The following is a 23,925-nucleotide window of genomic DNA, read 5'->3' as shown; positions in this document are numbered from 1 at the left end:
AGCGTCGGCCAGGGGATTGCGATTCGCCTCCGGCACCACAGGCCCCCCGTTCCGTTCGAGGCCGCGTTCAGGGGCGCTTGACAAGCGCTGTGCCTGTTCGCCAACTTCCCGTCACTCGATCACCGGCTTTCGTCAAGTCCCGCTTGTCACAACGGACATGTAGCGGAAAGAGGCTCGCCAGTCGTGCGCCCGCAAGGAGACGCACGGACTAGGAGGGGAACTCATGTCTCGTCTGAGGATCGCGACCGCCGCAGCCACCGCTGTGGTGCTGTCGCTGGCCGGCAGCAGCCTGGCCACTGCCGCACCTACGGCTCACGGCGGTCGGGGTCCGGTACTCAAGGCACACTCCGACCGTTTCACCGCCCACGCAGGCCGGACGTTGACCGTCCGCGGCAAGGGCTTCCTGTCCAACGACAGCGGCAGGCCGGCCACGCTCGTCTCGCACACCAAGACCGCGCACGGTTCTCTGACGGTCCACCAGGACGGTTCGTTCGACTACACGCCGAACCCCGGCTTCAAGGGCACCGACGGCTTCGACTACACGGTCAGCGACGCCGTCAAGCTCTACCGGACGCATCTGCCGGCGCTCACCACGATCGACGGGGTGAAGATCTCGGGAGGGGCGTACGGTTCGTCGCTCTACCCCGTGCCCGGCTCGAAGGACGAGTTCTACGGGATCACCGACCGCGGCCCCAACGTCGACACCCCGGACGGCCACAAGGCGCTGCCCCTGCCGGACTTCCACCCGGCGATCGCCAGGATCCGCCTCGTCGGCGCCAAGGCGGAGGTCCTCAAGACGATCCCGCTGCGCGCCGCCGACGGCACCCTGTACAACGGGCATGTCAACACCCAGGCGAACACGGGTGAGTCGCTGATCGACCTGGCCGGGAACGCGCTGCCGGCCTCGCCGAACGGCTACGACCCCGAGGGCCTGGTCGCCCTGCCGGACGGCTCCTTCTGGGTGTCGGACGAGTACGGCCCGTTCATCACCCACTTCTCCCGCGACGGCCGGGCGCTCCAGCGTCTGTCCCCCTTCAACGGCTCGCTCCCGGCCGAACTGGCCAACCGGGTGCCGAACAAGGGCATGGAGGGGCTGGCGCTCACGCCGGACGGCAGCACGCTCGTCGGCATGATGCAGTCCGCGCTCCAGCAGCCCGACCTGCCGGCCGGCGTGAAGACCAAGAACGTCACCGTGCTGCGCATCGCGACGTACAACCTGCGCACCCACGCGACGCACGAGTACGTCTACCTGCTCGACGACCCCAAGGCGACCGGCGGCGCGGTCAGCGAGATCACCGCGCTCAGCAACACCACGTTCGTCGTGGACGAGCGGGACGGCAACATGGAGCCCGGCGCGTTCAAGAAGCTCTTCAAGATCGACATCAGCCGGGCGACCGACGTCGGCCCCTCCGCCAAGGTGCAGGGCGCCACGTACGACGGGGCCGAGGGCGGGCTGCTCATCGGCCCGAAGCACCAGACCATCGACGCCTACGTGGGCGAGGGCGACACCGCCACGGCCCAGGCCGCGCTGAAGACGGCGGGGGTCATCCCGGTCGCCAAGAGCCCGTACCTGGACCTGGGTGACCTGGTCACCCGCCTCGACCCGACCGGCGCGTTCTTCGGCCATGACAAGGTCGAGGGTGTCGCCACCACCGACCACGGCCGCACGCTGCTCATCAGCAACGACAGCGACTTCGGCATCGACGGCGTCACCACCGAGACGGCGCCCTACACCCTGCACTCCAAGATCCTCCCGAGCGGACAGCAGGACGACGGCGAGTACCTGGCCGTCGACACCACCAAGCTGCCCGCCGCGACCAGCACCGCGCGCGTCACCTTCACGGTGCGCTGACGGCGCCTCGCACCGACCCGCACCGAGTGCACGCCGGCGGGCTGTTGCCGCGGACCCATCCAGCGGTCCGCGGCGGCGGTCCGCCGGCACACGCGCGGGCTTTCGCCGACGAGCCACCTCCTCACGCGGTCCGCTTGCGCGCCGCGGTCTTCTTGGCCGCCGTCTTCCCGGCCCCGGCCTTCTTCGCCGCCGTCTCCCTCGCAGGCGTCTTTTTCGCGGCCGTCTTCTTGGCCGCGGTCTTCTTCGCCGCCGTAGTCTTCTTCGCCGCCGTCTTCTTCGCCGCCATCTTCTTCGCCGCCGTCTTCTTCGCCGTCTCCTCGGGCGACCCACCGCCCGGCAGACGTGTCACCTCCGCCGCTTCGCCCGTGCCCCGCGACTCCCTCGCCGCCCGCACGCTCTTCTCCAGGGCCGCCATCAGGTCCAGAACCTTGCCGCCCTCGGGCTCGGGTGCCTGCGGAAGCTCCTTGCCCTCCGCCTTCGCCGCGATCAGTTCCTCCAGCGCCTCGCGGTACTCGTCGTGCAGATCGTCCAGGTCCACGTCCCCCAGGGTGTCCATCAACGCGTCCGCCAGGTCCAGTTCCTTGTCCCGGACGGTCACGCTCGCGTCGGGCGCCACGCCGTCCGCCGCCCTGATCTCGTCCGGCCACAGCAGCGCGTGCATGCCGATCACATCGCCGACCACGCGCAGCATCCCGAGCCGCTCCCGCCCCCGCAGCGCGTATTTCGCGACGGCCACCTTCCCGCTGCGTCTCAGCGCCTCCCGCAGCAGCGCGTACGGCTTGGCGGCCGGGGCCCCGTTCACGGAGAGGTAGTACGCCGTGTCCAGCTGGAGCGGGTCGATGCGGTCCTCCGGCAGGAAGGCCAGGATCTCGATCGTCTTGCTGGTCGGCAGCGGAAGCTTCGCCAGGTCCTCGTCCGTGATCGGGATGACCGTGCCGTCCACGTCCTCGTAGCCCTTGCCGATCTCCGACGAGTCGACCTCGCGGTCCTCCAGCTCGCAGAACTTGCGGTAGCGGATCCGGCCGGCGTCCTCCAGATGGATCTGGCGGAAGGAGATCGAATGGCTCTCGGTGGCGTTCATCAGCTTGACGGGGATGCTGACCAGGCCGAAGGAGATGGTTCCGTTCCAGATCGATCGCACGCTCCGCCCCTTTTCTTCATGGATCAGGCGATTTCATGGGATTCTCATCGTATGACGCCGATCACTGAGGTGGAGGGGCGGCGGCTCGCGCTCAGCAACCTGGAGAAGGTGGTTCATCCGGCGACCGGATTCACCAAGGGCGAGCTGCTGCACTACTACGCGACCACCGCGGAGGCGCTGCTGCCGCACCTGCGCGATCGCCCCGTGTCGTTCCTGCGCTATCCGGACGGACCGGACGGTCAGGTCTTCTTCACCAAGAACGTGCCGCCCGGTACGCCCGACTGGGTCGTCACGGCCCAGGTGCCGCGCTCGGAGGGCCCGGCCCGCATGGTGCTGGTCCAGGACCTGCCCAGCCTGATGTGGGCGGCCAACCTGGTCACCGAGTTCCACACCCCCCAGTGGCGGATCGAGGCCCCCGACGAGGCGGACCGGCTGGTCTTCGACCTCGACCCCGGCCCACCCGCCACCGTCGTCGAGTGCTGTGAGGTCGCGCTGTGGCTGCGGGACAGGCTCTCGGCGGACGGGGTGGAGACCTGTGCGAAGACGTCCGGGTCGAAGGGGCTGCATCTGCTGGCGGCGGTGGCACCGACGCCGTCGCGGGCCACGACGGACTACGCCAAACAGCTCGCCGTGGCGGCGGAGAAGGCGATGCCCCGACTGGTCGTCCACCGCATGACCCGCAGCCTGCGGCCGGGGAAGGTGTTCGTGGACTGGAGCCAGAACGCGGCCCGCAAGACGACGGCGGCCCCCTACACCCTGCGCGCCCGGGCGGAGCCGACCGTGTCGGCGCCGGTGACCTGGCAGGAGGTCGCGGACTGCGCGTCCCCGGACAGCCTGGTCTTCCGGGCGCCGGACATCGCCCCCCGCCTCCAGGCGCACGGCGACCTGCTGGCCCCGCTCCTCGACTCCGCCGGCGCCGCCCGGCTGCCCTGACCGCTCACACCCTGGACCAGATGTGCCGGTCTCGCGCCATCGCGTGCAGCGCCTCCACATCCGCGGGCTTGAGCAGACCGCCGAGCCGGGCGATGCCGGGAAGGTCGGTGTCCGCGAGGATCCGGATCTCCCGCGGCGGAACGGTCGTCTCCAGACGGGCCGGCTCCACCAGGACCAGGACCGGACGGACCTCGGCGGTCAGCGCGTACGACGCCCGGGCCGCGTCGGCGCGCACCCGGCGCAGCAGCGGCCGCGCGTCCTGGCGGCCCACCGTCACCATCGGATCGGCGACGAGGACCCGCTGCCTGCGTGCGTCGAGCGAGCGCACCGCGAAGAGGCCGCCCGGGCCGATCACCAGATGGTGGATGCGGTCCCCGCCGGGCAGCGGTACCGAGTGCAGCGTGCGCCAGCCCCCGCCTTCCAGCAGGTCGAGGGCCTCACCGGTCCGCTGTTCGACCGCCAGCGCCCTGTGCCGTGGATCGGTGCGCAGCCGGTGCGCGGCCTTCGGGTCCCGGTCCAGGGCGATGAGCAGCGCCTCGCCGGGCCGGTTCGGCGCCAGGTCGTCGTCCGGGTGCAGGGTGAGCCGGGCCAGCTCCGCGGGGGTGGGGACGGGTGGTGGCCCCACCGCCACCGGACCGGTCAGGAACGGGCCGAGCGCGGTGAGCACGTCCTGCCGCAGATCCTCGCTGAGCAGGTTGACCCGGCCCGCCTCCCGGTCGTACCAGGCGACGCTCCTGCCGTCGGTGGCGCACACGTACAGGCGTTGCTGCCCCTGCCGCCAGGTCGGTATGACGCGCAGTCCACTCATGCACCATCACCCCTCGACCATGGGACCAGGCGGGGTGCTCCAGGGGCAAGAACCCGGTTACCTTTGTGAGCAGTTGGGGAGTCGTTGGGAGGCGCCGTTGCGGACCCTCGGAGAGCAGCCCGATGTTCCCGCTCCGGACAGCCCGTGGAGCGAGATCGTGCCCGGCCTGTGGATGGGCGGCCACGAGTTCACGGGGCGCTCCGGAGGGCTGGAACTCGCCGTCGTGCGCGACGAGTTCGACCTCGTGCTGACCCTCTTGCGGCTGCCGGGGCACGGCCCGGACGCGGGGGTCGAGCACCATGTGTGGCCGATACCGGACGGTCCGCTCGACGGGACCCAGATCGCCGGCGTGATGCGGCTCGCCCGGGCGGCCGACGACGCGCTGGAGGACGGCCGCCGGGTCCTCGTCCGCTGTTACCACGGGTACAACCGCTCGGGCCTGGTCGTCGCGCACACGCTGATCCGGGCCGGGCACCCCGCCGACGAGGCGATCCGCATGATCCGCGCCCGCCGCGGCCCTTGGGCCCTGCACAACCGGCTGTTCGTGGAGTATCTGCGGGCGGGACTGGACACGGTCCGCCTGCTGGAGGAACTCGCCGAGTGACCCGCCGTCCGGTCATAGAGTGAGCAACCGGCCAGCAGGTGACCAAAAGGACGTGCCCCCGTGTTCCCCAGCCGCCGTGTCCGCGCAGCCCTCGGTCTCGCCGCGACCGCCCTGCTCCTGGCAGGGTGCGGCGACGCCGGCACCCTGCGCTCGGCGGGACCGACCGCCACCGCCGTCGGACCGGTCGAGCTGTGGCCGCAGCTGCCGCCCGCCTCCACGCCGGCCCTCGACTACGGCGTGGCGGACACCGAGACCATGGACGGCGTCACCGTTCCGGGTGACGACGTCCACCGGGTGCCGCCACTGGACGTCTTCCGCGCCGAGGTCGCCGCCCACGCGGACGCGTACTCCGGACCGAGCGCGCTGTACGCACCGACCCGCAAGCAGCTCGCCGACTGCGGCAAGAAGGGTTCCAAGGGCCGCAGATGCCCGCTCCTCAACGCCTACTACCGCGATCTCACCGGGGACGGGCGGGACGACATGGTGCTCGGCGTCCGCTTCCCCGGCGATCAGCTGGCGGTACGCGTCTACACCGTCGCGCACCACCGGCTGGTCCAGGTCATGGGCACCTCGGACAGTGTGATCAGCGTGGAGCTCGCGGGCCGCGACGTGCTCATCCGCTCCCCCTCGACGCTGCCCGGGTACGAGTTCCGCACCGTGTGGACCTGGGACCCGCACCAGCACGCGATGCTGGCGAGCCGGGACGAGATCCTGCGGACGGGCGCCGCGCCGCCGCACCGGCGGGTGCCGCCGGTTCCGTCGAAGAGCGCGTGATGACCGCCATGTCCAGAGCCCTGGGCCGACTGCCCGACTGGACCGCCACCCTCACCTGGAAGGCGGCCGCGTTCATCGCCGTGATGTGCTGCGCTCTCGCCGCCCTGCTCGGCGTGCTCGTCCATGTCCAGGTCACCGACCGGACCGTCGGCGAGGCCCGGGGCCGGGCGCTCGACCGGCTGACCGAGGCGGCGCGGGCGTACGAGGCGGGCGACCGGCTGCCGCTCGGCGCGGGCGTCGGCCTTCCGGGGCTGCCGCCCCGGCTGCGGCACCTGGCGGCGGGCGGGCGCCGCGGCACCATGGTCGGCACCGGCGACACCCAGCCCACGATGTGGGCGGCGGGCCCGGCCGACGGCGGACGGGTGCTCGCCGTACAGGTCGACTACCGGCAGGGAGCGCGCATCATCGCCGCCCTCGACCGGGCGATCCTGTGGTCCTCGGCCCTGGCGATCAGCGTGACGCTGCTGGTCGGGGCCTTCGCGGTGACCCGGGTGACCCGGCGACTGCAGACCACCGCCCAGGTGGCCCGGCGGATCAGCGCGGGCGACCTGGACGCACGCGTGGACGACCCGCGCACGAAGGACCCGACGCGCCTGCAGGACGAGGTGGCCGCGGTGGCCGGCGCGCTGGACACGATGGCGGCCACACTGCACGGCAAGCTGCTGAGCGAGCAGCGGTTCACGGCGGACGTGGCGCACGAGCTGCGCACCCCGCTGACGGGGCTGCACGCGGCGGCCGAACTGCTGCCGCCGGGACGGCCGACCGAACTGGTGCGCGACCGGGTGGCCACACTGCGCACGCTCACCGAGGACCTGCTGGAGATCTCCCGCCTCGACACGAAGAGCGAGCGTCTCGACCTGGACACCGAGCATCTCGCGCCCCTGGCCGAACGGGTGGTGCGGGCCTCGGGGACCGGCACTCGGGTGCGGGTGGTGCGGGATGCGCGGGTCGAGACCGACCGGCGCCGCCTGGAGCGTGTGCTCGGCAATCTGGTGGCGAACGCGCACCGGCACGGGCGGGGCCCGGTGGTACTGACCGTCGACGGCCGGCGGGTCACCGTACGGGACCACGGGGACGGCTACCCCGAGTACCTCCTGGCCCACGGACCGCAGCGCTTCCGGACCGAGAGCGGCGGGAAGGGCCACGGTCTCGGGCTGACCATCGCGCTCGGGCAGGCGCGGGTGCTCGGCGCGGCACTGGAGTTCGCCAACGCGCCGGACGGCGGGGCGGTGGCCACGCTGAGACTTCCCGGGCCAAGGCCCCCAGGTGTACCGGAAAGGGCTGATTGAGACGACATAACAGGACATCACCGTTGCCGCTTGCTACGTTCCGCACATGATCGAGCCCGGAACGCCAGGACTGCCGGGGACGAGGACGGAGACGGACGACGCCCCCGCTCCCGCCCTGCGGCTGCCCCGGCGCCGCGGCGTCGAGTTCGCCCTGATCGTCCTCGCCGTTCTGATCTCCATGTACGGCTACTGCGCCGTCGGGCTCGCCACCCAGGGCACTGTCCCGCCCGGAGCCACACGCTACGGCGCCGGGCTCGGCGTGCTCGCCCTGCTCGCGCACTGCGCGGTGCGCCTGCGCGCCCCGTACGCCGACCCCCTGCTCCTGCCGATCGCCGTCCTGCTCAACGGCGTGGGTCTGGTCCTGATCTACCGCCTCGACCTGGAGACGCCGGGCGACCGGGCCGCCCCCACCCAGCTGTACTGGTCCACGGTCGGTGTGGCGCTCTTCATCGCGGTGGTGCTGCTGCTGCGGCACCACCGGGTGCTCCAGCGCTACACGTACGTCTGCGTGGTGGCCGCGCTGGCCCTGCTCACCCTGCCGATCTTCTTCCCCGCGGTGAACGGCGCCCGGATCTGGCTCAGGATCGCCGGGTTCTCCATCCAGCCGGGCGAGTTCGCGAAGGTGCTGCTCGCGGTCTTCTTCGCCGGGTACCTGGCCGCCAACCGGCATGCGCTCGCCTACACCGGCCGGCGGGTGTGGCGGCTGCAACTGCCGACCGGGCGGGTCCTGGGGCCGGTCGTGGCGATCTGGCTGCTGAGCGTCGGGGTGCTGGTACTGGAGCGCGACCTCGGCACCTCGCTGCTGTTCTTCGGACTGTTCGTGGTGCTGCTGTACGTCGCCACGGGCCGCACGGGCTGGATCGCCGTGGGCCTGCTGCTCGCGGTCGCCGGTGCGCTGGCCGTGGGCCGGCTGGAACCGCACGTGCATGCGCGGGTCGCGGACTGGCTGCACCCCTTCGCCTCGATCGACGCGGGCATCGGACCCAACCAGCTGGCCCAGTCCCTGTTCGCCTTCGCCGCCGGGGGCGCGCTCGGCACCGGTCTCGGCCTCGGCCATTCGATCCTCATCGGCTTCGCCGCCAAGTCGGACTTCATCCTGGCGACGGCGGGCGAGGAACTCGGCCTCGCGGGCCTGTCCGCCCTCTTCCTGCTCTACGCCCTGCTGGTGGAGCGCGGTTACCGGGCGGGCCTGGCGCTGCGCGACCCCTTCGGGCGGCTGCTCGCCATCGGGCTCGCGTCGATCGTCGCGCTCCAGGTGTTCGTGATCGCGGGCGGGGTGACGGGGCTGATCCCGCTCACCGGCATGGCGATGCCCTTCCTCGCCCAGGGCGGCTCGTCCGTCGTCACCAACTGGATCATCGTGGCGCTGCTCATCCGGATCAGCGACTCCGCTCGCAGCCAATACGACGGGACGGCCGTGCCATGAACCTGCCCCGGGGCCTCGACTCCGCACGGCCCGGCGGAACCCCCACCATCCAGCGGGCGGCCGCCCTGTGCGCGCTGCTCCTGGTCGCCCTGCTGGTGAACGCCACCCGGGTACAGATCTTCGAGGCCTCGCGCTACGACGACAACCCGGCCAACCGCCGGCAGATGATCGCCCGGTACGGCGCGCCGCGCGGCGACATCCTGGTCGACGGGCGCGCGGTGACCGGCTCCCGCGACGCGGGCGGGATGTTCCGCTACGAACGCACCTACACGGACGGTCCCCTGTTCGCACCCGTCACCGGCTTCGCCTCGCAGGTCTACGGGACGACCATGCTGGAGGACACCCAGGACGCGACTCTCGCGGGCACCGATCCCGATCTGGCGCCGTTCCCCCTGTGGAACGACGTCACCCGGACCCGCAGCTCCGGCGGCAATGTCGTCACCACCCTCAACGGGGCGGCGCAACGCGCGGCGTACCAGGCCCTCGGCGGGCGCAGCGGCGCCGTGGCCGCCATCGAGCCGTCGACCGGGCGGATCCTGGCACTGGTCTCGGCGCCGTCGTACGACCCCGGTGAGCTGTCCGGTTCGAGGGACTCCGTCGCACGGGCCTGGGAACGGCTGAACGCGGACGCGGGGAAGCCGATGCTCAACCGGGCGATCCGGCAGACGTATCCGCCCGGTTCGACGTTCAAGGTGGTGACGGCCGCGGCGGCACTGGACGCCGGGGTGGTGCGGGACCTCGACGAGTCGACGGACTCCCCGGACCCCTACCTCCTGCCCGGCACGACGACCCGGTTGACGAACGAGGCGCGGGGCTGCGAGGACGCGTCCCTGCGCTACGCCTTCGAGTGGTCGTGCAACACGGTGTTCGCCAAGCTGGGCTTCGAGGTCGGGCTGCGGAACATGACGCAGGCGGCGGAACGGTTCGGCTTCAACGACCAGAGGCTGAGGATCCCGTTCTCGGTGGCGCAGAGCACTTTCGAGCGGAAGCTGGACGGGCCGCAGCTGGCGCTGTCCTCGATCGGGCAGTTCGACACGCGGGCGACTCCGCTGCAGATGGCCATGATCGCGGGTGCGGTGGCGGGTGACGGTTCGGTGAGCGCGCCGTATCTGGTGGACAGGACGACGACGAAGTCGGGCGACACGGTCTCCGCCACCGAACCGCGCACCCTGCGCCGGGCGATGAGCCCGGCGACCGCGGCGGCGCTGCGCGAGATGATGGTGAACGCCGTGCAGGAGGGCACGGGCCAGAACGCGATGATCCCCGGCGCCACGGTGGGCGGCAAGACGGGCACGGCCCAGCACGGAGTCGGCAACTCGGGCACACCGTATGCCTGGTTCATCTCCTGGGCGCAGGCGGACGACGCGATGGAGCCGGGGGTGGCGGTCGCCGTGGTGGTGGAGGACGCCGCGGGTGAACGGGGGGAGATCAGCGGCGGCGGGGACGCGGCGCCGATCGCCCGGTCGGTGATGCAGGCGGTGCTGGAGTCGCAGCGGGGCATGGGACGTTGACCGGTCCGTCTGTCGAGACGGGGCTGTCGCACCCCTCGGGACCGACCTACCGTTCGGTCCATGACGGACACCGAGCAGCCCGCACCCGTGCACGAACTCGCCCAGGTGAACATCGCCCGTCTCAAGGCCCCCCTGGACTCACCGCAGTTGAAGGACTTCGTCGACGCCCTGGACCCCGTCAACGCGATGGCCGACGCCTCGGACGGCTTCGTCTGGCGCCTGCAGGAGGCGTCCGGGAACGCGACGGACGTGCCCGTCCTCGGCGACGAGTGGCTGATCGTCAACCTGTCGACCTGGCGCGACGCCGACGCACTGACCTCCTTCATGTACCGGGGTCGGCACCGGGAGTTGCTGTCCCGGCGCCGAGATTTCTTCGAACGCCTGCGGGAGGCGGTCACGACCCTGTGGTGGGTGCCGGCGGGCCACCGCCCGACGGTGGCGGAGGCGGAGGAACGCCTGCTGCACCTCCGCTCCCACGGGCCGACGGAGCATGCGTTCACTCTGCAGAGGCCGTTCCCGCCGGGGAAGGTGCGACCGGAGGCCGGCGGCTGACGGCGGCAGCGGGGCGTTCCCGGTGATCAGCCCGTGAGGCGCCGGCCCTCCTCGACAGCCTCCCGCACCTCCGTGACCCGTTCCCGCTCCTCCACCGCGAAACGCTCCGCGTCGAGCTTCTCGGCGATCTCCTCGTCCTGGGCCATCAGCAGGTCGAGATTGGAGTCGCCCATCTCGAAGACGCCCATGTCCACGTAGGCCTGCTGAAGGCGCTTGCCCCACAGACCGATGTCCTTGACGCAGGGCACGATGCGGCTGAAGAGCAACTGGCGGAACAGGCGCAGGAATTCGGAGTTCTCGCTGAACTCCTCCGCCTCCGCCTTCGGGATGCCGAAGTTCTCCAGCACCTCCACACCGCGCAACCGGTCGCGCATCAGGTAGCAGCCCTCGATGACGAACTCCTCGCGTTCGCGCAGTTCGGCGTCGGTGAGCTGCTTGTAGTAGTCGCGCAGGGCCATGCGGCCGAATGCCACGTGCCGGGCCTCGTCCTGCATGATGTACGCCAGGATCTGCTTCGGCAGCGGCTTGTCCGTGGTGTCGCGGATCATGCCGAAGGCCGCCAGCGCCAGGCCCTCGATGAGCACCTGCATACCCAGGTACGGCATGTCCCAGCGGCTGTCCCTGAGGGTGTCGCCGAGCAGGGACTGGAGGTTGTCGTTGATCGGGTAGACCATCCCGATCTTCTCGTGCAGGAAGCGGCCGTAGATCTCCGCGTGCCGCGCCTCGTCCATCGTCTGGGTCGCGGAGTAGAACTTCGCGTCCAGATCAGGGACGGACTCCACGATCCGCGCCGCGCAGACCATCGCGCCCTGCTCGCCGTGCAGGAACTGGCTGAACTGCCAGGAGGCGTAGTGCTTGCGCAGCTCGCCCTTGTCGCTGTCGGTCATCCTCGCCCAGTACGGCGTGCCGTAGAGGGTCACCGCCTCGTCAGGGGTGCCGAGCGGGTCGTACGGGTCGACCTCCAGATCCCAGTCGATCCGCTTCTGCCCGTCCCACTGCTTGTCCTTGCCCTTCTGGTACAGGGCGAGCAGCCGATCACGCCCCTCGTCGTACTCCCAGCTGAACCGCGCCGCACCGCTCGCGGGCACCTGCCAGAGGGTTTCTCCCGGTTCCTTGGCGTACAGCTCATGCGTCGACATACAGTTCACGCTCACACGTGGTAGACGCTCCGTCAACAAGTGGCGCACAGGGGATTGACGTCCTTGCTGACAAGCAGTCTCATAAGACGTGACCGCCGGTAACAGCGGCCCGTGCGACGAGGTGGTGGGGACAGCGATGACGACCGTGACCGAGGCCGAGGTGCTGCGCGACGCGCTCGGACTGCTCAAGGACCGGGAGCAGGTGGCCGAGCGATTGCTCGCCTCCTCCGCCAAGCACTCCTTCGATCCGGACAAGGAACTGGACTGGGACGCGCCCTTCGAGGCGGGCAAGTGGTTCTGGCCGCCGGAGCTGGTGTCGCTGTACGACACGCCGCTGTGGAAGCGGATGAGCGAGGAGCAGCGGATCCTGCTCTCCCAGCACGAGGCGGCCTCGCTCGCCTCGCTCGGCATCTGGTTCGAGCTCATCCTGATGCAGCTGCTGGTCCGGCACATCTACGACAAGGCGGCGACCAGTTCGCATGTGCGCTACGCGCTGACCGAGATCGAGGACGAGTGCCGGCACTCGAAGATGTTCGCCCGGCTGATCGCGCACGGCGGGACACCCTGGTACCCGGTGAGCCGGGTGCACCAGAACCTCGGCCGCCTCTTCAAGACGATCTCGACGACACCCGGTTCCTTCACGGCGACCCTCCTGGGCGAGGAGGTCCTCGACTGGATGCAGCGGCTGACCTTCCCCGACGAGCGGGTGCAGTCGTTGATCCGCGGGGTCACCCGCATCCACGTGGTCGAGGAGGCCCGGCACGTCCGGTACGCGCGCGAGGAACTGCGCCGCCAGATGCTGACCGCCCCGCGGTGGTCGCAGGAGTTCACCCGGATCACCTCCGGTGAGTTCGCACGCGTCTTCTCGGTGGCGTTCGTGAACCCCGAGGTCTACACGAACGTCGGCCTGGACAAGCAGGAGGCGGCCGCCCAGGTCAGGGCGAGCGGCCACCGGCGGGAGGTCATGCAGACGGGTGCGAAGAGGCTGACGGACTTCCTCGACGACATCGGCGTGCTGCGGGGCGTCGGGCGGCGGCTGTGGCGGTCCTCGGGGCTGCTGGCCTGAGGACGGACCCGTGGGGTTCCGGGGGCCGGCCGTGCAGGCCGCCCCGGCCGCGGGACGGGCTCGCCCCGCCGTTTTGTACGACAACGCGGTTACGCTGCCCCACATGACCTCCGAGGCCCCCACCCGCGCGTACCGTCGGCTCAGCGTCGAGGAGCGGCGAAGCCAGCTGCTCGGCGCCGCGCTGTCCCTGTTCGCGCAGCGCGCGCCCGAAGAGGTCTCACTGGACGACGTGGCCGAGGCGGCCGGGGTCTCGCGCCCGCTCGTGTACCGCTACTTCCCCGGCGGCAAGCAGCAGCTGTACGAGGCCGCGCTCCGCTCCGCGGCCGAGGAGCTCGAGCAGTGCTTCGCCGAGCCCCCGGAGGGACCGCTGACCCGGCGCCTCGGCCGCGCCCTCGACCGTTACCTCGCCTTCGTCGACCAGCACGACGCCGGGTTCAGCGCGCTGCTCCAGGGCGGCAGCGTGGTCGAGACGTCCCGCACCACCGCCATCGTCGACGGGGTACGGCGGGCCGCCGCCGAGCACATCCTCAGCCGTGCGGACGTGGATCACCGCAGTGGAGGCCGCCTCCCTGATCTGGCTCGACGAGGACAAGCAGCCACCGGTGGACGAACTGCGGGACTGGCTCGTGGAGCAGTTCGTGGCATGCCTGGTGGCCGGCGCCGGACGCGATCCGCAGACCGCCGCCGTGGTGCGCGGCGCACTGGCCCTGGAGAGTGCCGACGGACCGATCGGCGCCCTGCTCAGACGCGTTCTGTCCGTGGTCGGCGACGCTGGCCACCTGCTGTGACACGGCCTCCCGCGCCGGGACCCGCACCTGCGCCGGCCCGCCCGAAGAGGACACTGGTGTCGTGAAGAGCCAAGACACCCCGTTCGTGGGCGGCCCCCTGGACGGGCGCGTGCTGCCGGTCCTCCTCGGCCCGACGGGCCACCCGCCGAAGTGGTATCGCGTCCCGGTCCCGGACGCGGCCGGCGGCCCGCCGACCGTGCTCGTCTACCGGCGCGTGGAAGCGGGCCGGAGCAGCAGACTCGGCCTCCACCAGGGCTGGAAGTACGAGTACCGGCCCGAGGGCCGAAGCCGGGATGGCCTTCGGTGGCCGTGGTCCAAGCCGCGTCGGACGCCAGACGCCACGCCGGACGGTGGCCCGGACACCGCCGACGAGTGACCTCCCTGCGCCGAACCGACCACCCGGCGGGCGCCCGGGCTGCGGGCGCCCGATGCTGCCGGTGCGAGGTGGAAGGACCATCTCCGCAGCGGAGGTGATGAAATGTCAGGAAGGTTGCTGCGCCTGGCGTGTACGGCGGCGGTGACCGTCTCGGCCGTGCTCGCGCCCGCGCCCTCGGTGGCCGCTCCCGACCCCGGCACCACTCCGGCGGCGCAGCCGGGCCCCCGCCCGCTCTCCGAGCTGCTGACGGAACTTCAGAAGCACTACCGGGAGACCGAGCAGGCCACCGAGGTCTACAACGCCACGACCGAGAAGCTGAAAAAGCAGCAGGACGAGGTCGAGCGGCTGGACGGGGAACTCGCCAGGACCAGACTCGCCCTGCAGGCCAGTCGCGGCGAAGTCGGCCGTCTCGCCCGGCAGCAGTACCAGAGCAGCACGCACATCTCCGCGTACGTACGCCTGCTGCTCGCCCGCGATCCGCAGCACGCACTGGACGAGGGCCATGTGATCGGGCAGTTGGCGCGTGAGCGGGCCGAGAGCGTGCAGAGGCTGGTCGGCACCGAGCAGCAGGCCGACGCGCAGGCCCGTCGGGCACGCAAGGCCCTCGACGACCAGCTCACCCTCGCCGACCGGCAGAAGGAGGCGCGGGACGACGTCGAGCGGCAGCTGAGGGACGTCGAGAAACTGCTGTCCGCCCTCACCCCCGAAGAACTGGCCGCGCTGTCCGCGTTCGAGAAGAGCCAGACCGCCGCCGCGCAGGACACGTTCGTGTCCTCCGGGTCCCTCGGCGCGCCCGGAGTCGCCGCGATGCCGTAGGCGGCCGGTGGGGCCAACTGCCCCAGGTGCCGCTGAACCGGCTGCGGCCGGGGGATCCTGATGGTCTACTTCCCCGAAGCCACGCGTGTGGCCATGTACCTCGGCAACGGCAGGGTGGTGCGGGCACCGCGACCCGGCGCCGCGGACGGCTCCGACGCCGGCTGTTTCGCCGTGCCGGCGGCCGCCGCCGGGTAGCCCTCCTGGCCGCCGGGGCGCGGCGGCAGCGCCGGAGTGCGGCGCCTACGCACCCCGAACGACACGGCGGATCGGGGCGGCTGGCAGTATGCGGCGGCAGCGGCGCATCCAGTAAACGCCCTGCCGGCAGGGGGAGAAGACATGACGACGCACGCCACGGAGCGTCAGCACGACCAACGGCCCGGCTCCGGACAGACTCGGGGGCGCGGCATCGCATCGCGGGTGCTGCTGTTCTCGGTGACCGCGCTCGTCGCCTGTGCCACGGGGGTGGCCGGCACGCTGCTCTTCCAGAGGACCACCGCCCCGGACACCTCCGCCGTCGACGCCCAGGCCGCCGGACTCGCCGAGGACCTGCGCGGGGACCTGAACGCCGGCTTCTACTCGGGGGGCGGTACCTACGGGGGGCAGTTCACCGAGGGCACGCTCGTCGCCCAGGTCGAGACGCACGGCGGAGCGCTGCTGAGCGCCGGCACGGCGCAGGGCGGGCCCGGCGGCGCCGTCCACACGGCAGAGGTGATGTTGGGACTGTTCCCCCCGAGCTCGGGGACCGTCGCCGCGAACGCCTATCCGGTCCGCTGCTACCGCTACACCTTCGGTGTCGGCACGTACAGCGTGAAGCAGTCCGTCACGTCCTGCCCGGCCACGCGGACCGACGGCAGGCCCGGCAGCCTCGCGGCGCAGATGGGCGTGCTCCTCACCCGGCAGCCCACCGGCCCCAACGCGTACCGGCAGACGGCGACCTCGGGATATGCACACACCCCGCAGGGCGCCCTGGACTTCCTGAAGGACAAGCACCTGGTCGCGGCCGGGGACGCCGTCAACGTGGTGTCCGGCACGGCCGCCGGCGACGGCGTCCACGTCCTCGCCCTGCGGATCAACGGTGCCTGCCAGTACCTGCGCATGGACTCCTCACCCACGTCGGCCCGGCTGATACCCCTGTGGACGGCCCCGGCCGATGAACAGGAACCATGCACGGTGAAGCGGGCCGTCGCCGCCACGGGACTGTACGGAATCGATCCGGCGAAGGAGGGGTGACCTTCGGGCAAGGTTCCGTGGCTGACACACGACATGGCCGCCACGCACCCGACCGGCCCAAGGTTCTGGTTCGTGATGTCCATCGCCCTGTGCACGGGGTTCCTCGTCGCGCTGCCGATGAACTGGTGGCTGGTCGACCACGGTCTCAAACACGGCATGATGACGGTCCGGAGCGACACCGGCCCGGTCCCCCAGGTCGCGGCACTCGCCCTCGCCGGCGCCACGCTCGGCGGCCACCGGCAAGACCCGCCCGCGCTCGCTCGGCGAACTCCCATGCCCGGCCGCGGTGCGAACGGTTCCGCAGAACGAGCCCCCTACGACGGGGCCACGGCGCCGCCCACCGGCCGTGCGCACCACATGGAACCGCGGGTCGGCCGTGCCCGGCTCGCCGTGATGACCGTGGTCAGTTTTGCGATCTTCGGAGCGGGCTTCCTCATCGCGGGTCTGCTCGGAAACCTGACAATGCAGTAGTGACCGTCGGCGCTCCGGGTGCGACGGATCCAGACCCCGCCCGTCGGGGCGCCTCGCGGGCTGAGCGCGACCGCAGAGACCGCAGCCGACGGGAAGCACGCCAAGGCCACGGTGACAAGCCGAGCAGACCTCGGCGGCCTCCCCGCCCGTTCGCATCGAGGAACCGGCTCCGGTGGAACGCCGACGGCCCCGGCGACAGAGCCGGGGCCGTCTCCGGGCCGTCCGAGGGCGACCGGCGTGAACAACGACCGGCGGTCGAACCGCCGGTCACAAGCCCGTCAGGCTCCCGCGACCGAGGCCAGGTACGCCCCCGTCTTCTCCGGGTCGTAGAAGAAGTTCTCGAAGTCGGCCGGGTTGTTGAAGCCGTTCGCGAAGCGGTCGGCGACCGGCGGCAGGGTGCCCGCGGCGCCGATCAGGTTGAGGACGTGCTCCGGCGGCACGCCGAGCATCGCGTTGGTCCACTTGGTCACGTGCTGGGCCGTGTCCCAGTAGCGGTCGAAGGTCTGCTGCATCCAGGACTCGTCGAACTCCTTGTCCCCGTGCTCGAGGATGGAGGCGAGGTAGGCGGCGGCGCACTTGGACGCCGAGTTGGAGCCCTGGCCCGTGATGGGGTCGTTCGCCACGACGACGTCGGCCACGCCCAGGACCAGTCCGCCGCCGGGCAGCCGGCCGATCGGGTTGCGCACGGTGGGCGCGTAACGGCCCGAGAGCGTGCCGTTCGCGTCGGTCAGCTCCACCTTGGTGGCCCGCGCGTACTCCCACGGTGTGAAGCGTTCCATCAGCTCCAGGGTCAGGGACAGGTGCTCCGACGGGTCCTTGACGCCGTTGAAGACGTCCAGCGGGCCACCGGGAATGCCCTCCCAGAACAGGATGTCCGCACGGCCGGAGTTCGTCAGGGTCGGCATCACGAAGAGCTCGCCGACGCCCGGCACGAGGTTGCAGCGGACCGCGTCGTAGTCCGGGTGCTCCGGACGGGGGCCGAGACCGTGCACATACGCGACCGCGAGGGCCCGCTGCGGCTCGCTGTACGGCGAACGGGAGGCGTCACGGCCGAACATCGACACCAGCTCGCCCTTGCCGGCCGACACCAGCACCAGGTCGTAGGTGCGCGAGAAGTAGTCGAGGTCGGAGACCGCTGCGCCGTGGATGACCAGCTGACCGCCGCGCTGCGCGAAAATCTCCATCCAGCCGGCCATCTTCACACGCTGGTCGACGGACTGGGCGTACCCGTCGAGCCTGCCGACCCAGTCGATCACGCGCTGCGACTCCGGCCCGGCCACGGACACGCCGAGCCCCTCGATCTTCGGGGCCTGGTTCTCCCAGAAGTTCAGCTGGAGATCGCGCTCGTGCTGCAGAGCCGTGTGGAACATGCACTGCGTCGACATGACCCGGCCGGAGCGGATCTCGTCCGCGGTCCGGTTGGACATCAGGGTGACCTCGTACCCGTGCGACTGGAGGCCGAGGGCGAGCTGGAGTCCGGACTGGCCGGCTCCGACGACGAGTATCTTCCGCATGCGGGTGGTGCTCCTATCGGGGCTGCTCGGGGGTGACGTCGAGCGCGTGGCCGACGAGGGCCAGGAGGGTCTCGATCACCGAGATCCGGCGGCGCGCGTCCATGATCATGACAGGTATGCGTGCGGGGATCGTCAGCGCCTCACGGACGTCCTCCGGCTCGAACCGCTCGCTGCCGTCGAAATGGTTGACCGCCACCATGTAGGGCAGGCCGCTGCTCTCGAAGTAGTCCAGAGCCGGGAAGCAGTCGGCGAGCCGCCGGGTGTCCGCCAGGACCACCGCACCGATCGCACCGCGCACCAGGTCGTCCCACATGAACCAGAACCGCTGCTGGCCCGGCGTGCCGAAGAGGTAGAGCACCAGGTCGTCGTCGAGCGTGATGCGGCCGAAGTCCATCGCCACCGTGGTGGTGAGCTTCTCGGGCGTGTCGGTGAGGTCGTCGGTCTCCTCACTCGCCTCGGTCATCAGCGCCTCCGTCTGCAGAGGTGTGATCTCCGAGACGGTGCTCACCAGGGTGGTCTTGCCGACGCCGAAGCCGCCGGCCACCACGATCTTCGTGGCGATCGGAGCGCGGGTGCGGTCCGTCTGCCAGGCCTGCAGTTGCTCCTCGTCGTCGAGGAGCGGGGAGACGCCCGGGGAGGCGTCAGAGACGACGGAGTCCACTCAGCACCCTTTCCAGCAGAGCGCGGTCAGGCTGTCCGGGGCCGTGACCGGTTCCGTACACACGGATCTTTCCCTGGTCCGCGAGATCGCTGAGGAGCACGCGGACCACCCCCAGCGGCATCTTCAGCAGCGCCGCGATCTCCGCCACCGTACGCATGCGGCGGCAGAGTTCGACGATGGCCCGCATCTCGGGCATCACCCGGCTGGTCAGTGAACCATTGGTCAGTTCACGCCGTTCCTCCGGGGCGTCCAACGCGGCGACGAAGGTCTCGACGAGCAGGACGTGCCCGAAACGGGTGCGTCCGCCGGTCAGCGAATAGGGCCGCACCCGGGCCGGTTTGCGGTCGCCGCCGCGCACGGGAAGCTTCTTCGGTGTGCTGCTCATCGTGCGCTCCCTGCCGACTCGGCCTCGAAGGACTTGCGCAGCTCGCTGCGGAGTTCGGGGGTCAGGACGTGTCCGGCACGGCCCACGAAGAGCGCCATGTGGTAGGCCACCACGCTCATGTCGCAGTCCGCGGAGCCGTGCACGCCGAGCAGCGAACCGTCGCTGATCGACATGACGAACAGGCTGCCCTCGTCCATCGCGACCATCGTGTGCTTGACGCCGCCGAAGTCCATCAGCTTCGCGGCGCCGATGGTGAGGCTGCCGACGCCGGACACGACGGTGGCGAGGTCGGCCGAGGACCCCTTGGGGCCGCTGGGCCTGCCCTCCCGCGCCGTGCGGGCCTGCTCGTTCCGGCCGGGGTCGGAGGAGAGCAGGAGCAGTCCGTCGGAGGAGACCACCGCGACCGACAGCAGCCCCGGCACCTCCTCGACGAGGTTCGTCAGCAGCCAGTGCAGGTTGCGTGCCTCACTGCTCAGTCCGAAGGTACTGGGCGCGGTCAACTGCTTGCCTCCTCGACGGTGCCCCCCGATGCTTCTACGTCCTGTGCCGTGCCGGGTTCAGCCGTGTGCGTGGGCCGTTGCACCGGTTCCCTCGTCTCGCCGGTCCTCTCGGAGGCCTCCGCCTCGCTGTGGCGGTAGCCCTCCTTGGCGCCGCGGTGGAAACCGCCGAGCCTGCGGCGCAGCGCCTCGGCGTCCACACCGCCGGCCCGCTGCCGCGCGGCCGGTGCGGGGGCGGAGATCTTCGGGGTGCGCTTGGGAAGGCCCTTGGCCGTGACCCGCGTCGCCTCGGGATCGTCCTGCGGCTCCTGGGACTCCTGCGGTGCCGGAGCGTGCCGAGGCTCGCCCTCGTCGCCGGCGCGGGCATGGGCGTCGGGCCCTATGGCGTACGGGTCGGCCGAAGCCTGGGCCGGGATGCCTGCGGTGGGGCCGGACACCGGTTCGTCCCCCCTGGGCGAGGGGAGCAGCAGCTCCATCGTGGTCTCCGGGCCGGTCTCCGCGAACGGCTCGGGCGCGCTCGAGGCGGGCTTCCACGCGGGCTCGGCCTCCGGTACGGATCCGGCCTCCTGCGCGGGCTCCTCCGCCGCGCCGGCGCCGCGCCGCGGCAGCGCCTGCCGGTCCCGTGCGGGCTCCTGGGCGAGGGGGCTCTCCTCGCGCTCGCGCACGGCCTGTTCCGCCGCGGCGATCAGCGGGTCCTCGTCCCCTTCGGGATCCCGGACCGTCATCCGCGCACGGCTGCTGAGGACGTTCGAGTTGGCTTCGGCGTCGGCGCCGGGCAGGGACGTGTTGTGCGCGCCCGCCGTCGCGGGGCCCGCGACGGGCACCGCGGCCGCCGGGGCCGCGGCCAGCAGGGGCTTGGGCAGGACGACGACCGCCGCGACACCGCCCTGCTTCTGCTCGCGCAGCCGGACGCGGACGCCGTGCCGGTGGGCGAGGCGGGCCACCACGTACAGGCCGAGCCCGAGGCCGCCCTCCCCGCCCTCCTGGTCGTAGGCGTCGTCCGGCTCGAATTCGGCGAGCCGCTCGTTGAGCCGGCTCATCCGCTCGCCGCTCATGCCGATGCCCTCGTCCTGGACGGAGAGCATCACCTCGCCGCTCTCCAGGAGCCAGCCGGAGACCTCGACAGGGACGTCGGGCGGCGAGAACGAGGTGGCGTTCTCCAGGAGCTCGGCGACCAGGTGCGAGAGGTCGTCGGCGGCGAACCCCGCGATGTGCGCGTGCGGCGGGAGCGCGGCGATCCGGACCCGCTCGTAGCGCTCGATCTCGCTGACGGCGGCGCGCACGACGTCCACGAGCGGCACGGGCCCGGCGTGCTGCTGGACGTGCTCGGTGCCGGCCAGGACGAGGAGGTTCTCGCTGTGGCGCCGCATCACCGTGGCGAAGTGGTCGAGCTTGAAGAGCGTGGAGAGCCGCTCGGGGTCCTGCTCGCGCTCCTCCAGCCCCTCGATGACCGTGAGCTGCCGCTCGACCAGGCCGAGGGTGCGCAGGGCGAGATTGACGAAGGTGCCGTGGATGCTGTGCCGGACCTGCTCGAGGTGGGCGGAGGCCTCGGTGAGCTCGGTGCGCAGCTTGGAGCGTTCGTCGGCCATGCTCTGCCGCTGGCCGACCAGGTGCTTGCGGTCGGACTCCAGGGTGGTCAGACGCTCCTGGAGGGCGACGGCGTGCGCGTGCAGGGCGTTGACCGAGCGGACGACCTGGGCGAACTCGTCGTTGCGCCCGGTGAACTTCACCGGCTCCTCGGCGGCCGGGTCCGCGGCCACCCTGGCCGAGCCGATGCGCAGGACCGCCAGGGGCCGGGTGAGGCTGCGGGCCATGGCCGTGGCGATACCGACGGCTACGAGCATGAGCGCGCCGAGCAGCGCGATACGGATCTCCAGCACGGTGACGGCGTCGTCGCGCAGCTGGGCGAGGTCCTTGCTGCGGTTCTCGTACAGCGAGGACTCGACGCCGCGCATCAGGTCGACGCGGGCGGACAGGGCCGCCTCGACCTTCTTTGCGCTGAAACCGAGGTCGCCGTCGGAGAGGGTGGGCTGGTCGGTGAGCGCCTTGAGGTACTTCTCGGCGGAGGTGACCTCGGGGCCGGTGACCGTGGAGTCGTAGGAGTTCCGGGCCTTCTCGGTCCCGTTGTCGTGGAAGTCGGCGACGCCGGCGTCGGAGCGGACGGCGGCCTGCTGGGCGGCGGCCGTGAGGGCGTCCCGCTGCTTGGTGTCGGCGTCCGAGGAACTCGTCGTGGTGGTCGGCAGACCCGTGATCGGGTCGATGACCGTCTGGGTGGTGCGCGGGATGTTCAGGGCCGCGACCAGCAGGCCCCGGGCCGCGGCGGACTGCTGCACGGCGCTGTCGAGCCGGGCGAGTGCGTAGGCGCCGGAGCCCCCGTGGGACGACATCTTCTCGGCCAGCTGCTCGGCGAGGGCGTGCAGCTCCGTGATGGCCGCGGAGTACGCCTGGTGCGCGTCGAGCGCGCTGCTCTTCCCGACGAGCGCCGACCGCCGCACGGCGCCCACGTCGTCGAGGTCCTTGCGGAGCGCCACCGGAATGTCCGGGTCGGCCCGCAGATCCTCGATCTCCCGGTCGACCCGGGTGCTCTGCTGTTCCTCGGGCGCCCCGGACTTGGGCCGTCCGGCGGCCACCCACGTGGTGACCCCGTCGCGCTCGTCGGCCAGCGAATGGGCCAGCGTGAGGGCGTCCTGCGTCTGCTCGGCGAGCGTCACCAGATTCTGGGCGTCGTTGAGCCGGCCGGACGCGCCGATGACGCTGGGCGCCCCGGCCGCCGCGATCGCGGCGGCCACCACGGCCACCGCGACGATAAGCCGATTGCGCACATGGGCGGGACGGCCGCTGCCCGTGGAGTCGGACGAGGTGTCCCGTTCGGGGGTCGTCTGCCTGCCTGTGCGCCGAGGCCGCTTCTTCTGCACCGGTGCTCGCATTCCTGACTCGTTTACCCATGGGCTCGGGTGACGGCCCGTCAGCTGGGGCGTCGACCCGGTACGACGGCTTCCGACCCTCCCAGTGCCGGTGGACAGAGGTCCTGCTTCGCCTGACCCGCCACCCGAAGGAGTGAACATCGGCGACGAGTTGGCGGGCAAGTTCCTCGCGCCCCCGCAGAGGATCTCCCCGGCGGGCCGGTTGGACGTCGGCGGCTCACTTTGGCAATATTCGCCACCACGCTTCACCGGAGCCGATCATTCCATGCCAAACCAGGCGCCTGACCTGGTCGGTCGCACCGATTCGGCAACCGTTGCCAGCCCCCTGTGGACCTTGTGAAGGGCTCGTGCAGACTGGCCGAATGCGTACCGACCTCATTTCCGAGCCCGGCGATCCGGCCCGCTCCAACGAGGACTTCGCCGCACTCGCGCTACCGGCGTCCGGTCAGGGCGGTGCACTGGTCGTTCTCGACGGGGTCACCCCTCCACAGGGCGACGACGGCTGTCTCCATTCCGTCCCCTGGTTCTGCTCACGACTCGGCGGCGCACTGACCGAACTGTCCGTTTCCCGCCGGGATCTGACGCTGACCGAGATCCTTTCCCACGCGATCCGGCGCACCGCCGACTCCCACGCGGCCACCTGTGACCTTTCTCACCCGCGCACCCCTCAGGCAACCGTGGTCCTCGCCCGCTGGTCCGCGTCCGCGGTGGAGTATCTGGTCCTCTCCGACTCGGCACTTCTGGCCGAGACGACCGACGGCACGGTCACCGGCCTGCTGGACGACCGGCTGGCCCGGGTCCCGCGCGGCAGTCTGGCGACGGAGGCGATCGCGGACGCCACGGTCCGCAACAAGGAGGGGGGCTTCTTCACCGCGGCGGCGGACCCGTCGGTGGCGGCCCGCGCGGTCACCGGCGAACTGCCGCGCACGGCGGTGCGCGCCCTCACGGCCCTCACCGACGGCGCGACCCGCTGGACGGAGAAGTTCCGCCGGGGCGACTGGACCGATCTGCTGGCGCTGGTGCGCAGGGAGGGGGCGGCGGGACTCGTGGAGCGCGTACGGGCGCTGGAGGCCGGCGATCGCGAGGAGCGGGCGTATCTGGGCCGCAGCAAGACGCACGACGACGCGACGGTGGTGCACGTGGAGCTGTGAGGGACGCCGCCCCGCGG

The 23,925-nt window shown here is 71.4% G+C and carries 21 protein-coding genes and 3 pseudogenes; 16 read left to right on the top strand and 8 right to left on the bottom strand.

Annotated features, from left to right (window positions below; translation table 11 throughout):
* Window positions 1–223 precede the first annotated feature (223 nt).
* Window positions 224–1,852, top strand: coding sequence for an esterase-like activity of phytase family protein (locus ADL25_RS18640; protein ID WP_059128882.1), 1,629 nt, complete (start codon window positions 224–226; stop codon window positions 1,850–1,852).
* 121 nt (window positions 1,853–1,973) lie between these two features.
* On the opposite strand, the gene ADL25_RS18635 is transcribed toward ADL25_RS18640, so the two are convergent.
* Window positions 1,974–2,993 carry a Ku protein gene (locus tag ADL25_RS18635; protein ID WP_059128881.1) on the bottom strand — a complete coding sequence of 340 codons (1,020 nt, stop codon included), beginning with the start codon at window positions 2,991–2,993 and terminating at the stop codon, window positions 1,974–1,976.
* Window positions 2,994–3,044: 51 nt separating this feature from the next.
* Between ADL25_RS18635 and ligD the strand changes: the two genes are divergently transcribed.
* Window positions 3,045–3,926 (top strand): non-homologous end-joining DNA ligase, encoded by an 882-nt coding sequence (gene ligD, locus ADL25_RS18630; protein WP_059128880.1) that lies wholly within the window; start codon window positions 3,045–3,047, stop codon window positions 3,924–3,926.
* Between the two features lie 4 nt (window positions 3,927–3,930).
* Here the strand turns inward: ligD and ADL25_RS18625 are convergent, their stop codons facing one another.
* Window positions 3,931–4,734, bottom strand: a complete 804-nt coding sequence (locus ADL25_RS18625) for a nuclease-related domain-containing protein (RefSeq protein ID WP_059128879.1) — start codon at window positions 4,732–4,734, stop codon at window positions 3,931–3,933.
* Window positions 4,735–4,831: 97 nt separating this feature from the next.
* Between ADL25_RS18625 and ADL25_RS18620 the strand changes: the two genes are divergently transcribed.
* Genes ADL25_RS18620 through ADL25_RS18595 form a run of 6 tightly spaced genes read left to right on the top strand, consistent with a single transcriptional unit; the run spans window position 4,832 to window position 10,890 of the window.
* Window positions 4,832–5,338 (top strand): protein-tyrosine phosphatase family protein, encoded by a 507-nt coding sequence (locus ADL25_RS18620; RefSeq protein WP_079050447.1) that lies wholly within the window; start codon window positions 4,832–4,834, stop codon window positions 5,336–5,338.
* 60 nt (window positions 5,339–5,398) lie between these two features.
* Complete coding sequence (locus ADL25_RS18615) at window positions 5,399–6,112, top strand: hypothetical protein (protein ID WP_059128877.1); 714 nt, start codon at window positions 5,399–5,401, stop codon at window positions 6,110–6,112.
* An 8-nt stretch (window positions 6,113–6,120) separates the two neighbouring features.
* Window positions 6,121–7,401 carry a sensor histidine kinase gene (locus tag ADL25_RS18610; RefSeq protein ID WP_059128913.1) on the top strand — a complete coding sequence of 427 codons (1,281 nt, stop codon included), beginning with the start codon at window positions 6,121–6,123 and terminating at the stop codon, window positions 7,399–7,401.
* A 46-nt stretch (window positions 7,402–7,447) separates the two neighbouring features.
* Window positions 7,448–8,827, top strand: coding sequence for an FtsW/RodA/SpoVE family cell cycle protein (locus ADL25_RS18605; RefSeq protein WP_059128876.1), 1,380 nt, complete (start codon window positions 7,448–7,450; stop codon window positions 8,825–8,827).
* Window positions 8,824–10,338: a peptidoglycan D,D-transpeptidase FtsI family protein gene (locus ADL25_RS18600; protein WP_059128875.1), complete on the top strand. Its 1,515-nt coding sequence runs from the start codon at window positions 8,824–8,826 to the stop codon at window positions 10,336–10,338. The genes ADL25_RS18605 and ADL25_RS18600 overlap by 4 nt, the downstream gene beginning before the upstream one ends.
* Before the next feature lie 60 nt (window positions 10,339–10,398).
* Window positions 10,399–10,890 carry a DUF3291 domain-containing protein gene (locus ADL25_RS18595; protein ID WP_059128874.1) on the top strand — a complete coding sequence of 164 codons (492 nt, stop codon included), beginning with the start codon at window positions 10,399–10,401 and terminating at the stop codon, window positions 10,888–10,890.
* Window positions 10,891–10,916: 26 nt separating this feature from the next.
* Here the strand turns inward: ADL25_RS18595 and ADL25_RS18590 are convergent, their stop codons facing one another.
* Window positions 10,917–12,029: a ferritin-like domain-containing protein gene (locus ADL25_RS18590; RefSeq protein WP_059128873.1), complete on the bottom strand. Its 1,113-nt coding sequence runs from the start codon at window positions 12,027–12,029 to the stop codon at window positions 10,917–10,919.
* A 136-nt stretch (window positions 12,030–12,165) separates the two neighbouring features.
* Between ADL25_RS18590 and ADL25_RS18585 the strand changes: the two genes are divergently transcribed.
* The 7 genes and pseudogenes from ADL25_RS18585 (at window position 12,166) to ADL25_RS18560 (ending at window position 16,776) form a co-directional block, all read left to right on the top strand.
* Window positions 12,166–13,095 carry an AurF N-oxygenase family protein gene (locus tag ADL25_RS18585; RefSeq protein WP_059128872.1) on the top strand — a complete coding sequence of 310 codons (930 nt, stop codon included), beginning with the start codon at window positions 12,166–12,168 and terminating at the stop codon, window positions 13,093–13,095.
* A 103-nt stretch (window positions 13,096–13,198) separates the two neighbouring features.
* Window positions 13,199–13,345: pseudogene (locus tag ADL25_RS52200) on the top strand (TetR family transcriptional regulator); the annotation flags it as partial.
* Window positions 13,325–13,883, top strand: a pseudogene (locus ADL25_RS18580) (TetR/AcrR family transcriptional regulator). The pseudogenes ADL25_RS52200 and ADL25_RS18580, both read left to right, overlap by 21 nt.
* A gap of 61 nt (window positions 13,884–13,944) precedes the next feature.
* Window positions 13,945–14,259: a hypothetical protein gene (locus ADL25_RS18575; RefSeq protein WP_059128871.1), complete on the top strand. Its 315-nt coding sequence runs from the start codon at window positions 13,945–13,947 to the stop codon at window positions 14,257–14,259.
* Between the two features lie 102 nt (window positions 14,260–14,361).
* Window positions 14,362–15,213, top strand: a pseudogene (locus ADL25_RS18570) (hypothetical protein); the annotation flags it as partial.
* A gap of 198 nt (window positions 15,214–15,411) precedes the next feature.
* Window positions 15,412–16,305: a hypothetical protein gene (locus ADL25_RS18565; RefSeq protein WP_059128869.1), complete on the top strand. Its 894-nt coding sequence runs from the start codon at window positions 15,412–15,414 to the stop codon at window positions 16,303–16,305.
* Window positions 16,306–16,326: 21 nt separating this feature from the next.
* A complete protein-coding gene (locus ADL25_RS18560; RefSeq protein ID WP_267889259.1) occupies window positions 16,327–16,776 on the top strand; it encodes a DUF4396 domain-containing protein in 450 nt (149 codons plus the stop codon).
* A 278-nt stretch (window positions 16,777–17,054) separates the two neighbouring features.
* Here ADL25_RS18560 and ADL25_RS18555 read toward each other — a convergent pair whose 3' ends face one another.
* Genes ADL25_RS18555 through ADL25_RS18535 form a run of 5 tightly spaced genes read right to left on the bottom strand, consistent with a single transcriptional unit; the run spans window position 17,055 to window position 22,760 of the window.
* Window positions 17,055–18,290 (bottom strand): styrene monooxygenase/indole monooxygenase family protein, encoded by a 1,236-nt coding sequence (locus ADL25_RS18555; protein WP_059128867.1) that lies wholly within the window; start codon window positions 18,288–18,290, stop codon window positions 17,055–17,057.
* Window positions 18,291–18,303: 13 nt separating this feature from the next.
* On the bottom strand, window positions 18,304–18,951 hold the full coding sequence (locus tag ADL25_RS18550) for a GTP-binding protein (protein WP_059128866.1): 648 nt from the start codon (window positions 18,949–18,951) through the stop codon (window positions 18,304–18,306).
* Window positions 18,932–19,336, bottom strand: a complete 405-nt coding sequence (locus ADL25_RS18545) for a DUF742 domain-containing protein (protein WP_059128865.1) — start codon at window positions 19,334–19,336, stop codon at window positions 18,932–18,934. The genes ADL25_RS18550 and ADL25_RS18545 overlap by 20 nt, the downstream gene beginning before the upstream one ends.
* Window positions 19,333–19,836, bottom strand: coding sequence for a roadblock/LC7 domain-containing protein (locus ADL25_RS18540; RefSeq protein WP_059128864.1), 504 nt, complete (start codon window positions 19,834–19,836; stop codon window positions 19,333–19,335). The genes ADL25_RS18545 and ADL25_RS18540 overlap by 4 nt, the downstream gene beginning before the upstream one ends.
* Window positions 19,833–22,760: a nitrate- and nitrite sensing domain-containing protein gene (locus ADL25_RS18535; RefSeq protein ID WP_079050446.1), complete on the bottom strand. Its 2,928-nt coding sequence runs from the start codon at window positions 22,758–22,760 to the stop codon at window positions 19,833–19,835. The genes ADL25_RS18540 and ADL25_RS18535 overlap by 4 nt, the downstream gene beginning before the upstream one ends.
* A 359-nt stretch (window positions 22,761–23,119) precedes the next feature.
* On the opposite strand from ADL25_RS18535, the gene ADL25_RS18530 reads away from it, so the two are divergent.
* Window positions 23,120–23,908 carry a protein phosphatase 2C domain-containing protein gene (locus tag ADL25_RS18530; RefSeq protein ID WP_059128863.1) on the top strand — a complete coding sequence of 263 codons (789 nt, stop codon included), beginning with the start codon at window positions 23,120–23,122 and terminating at the stop codon, window positions 23,906–23,908.
* The last annotated feature ends 17 nt before the right edge of the window (window positions 23,909–23,925 follow it).

Source organism: Streptomyces sp. NRRL F-5122 (assembly GCF_001507435.1).
Taxonomy (GTDB): domain Bacteria; phylum Actinomycetota; class Actinomycetes; order Streptomycetales; family Streptomycetaceae; genus Streptomyces; species Streptomyces lannensis.
The sequence above is the reverse complement of the archived record's forward strand: the minus strand, read 5'-3'. Positions and strand labels throughout refer to the sequence as shown.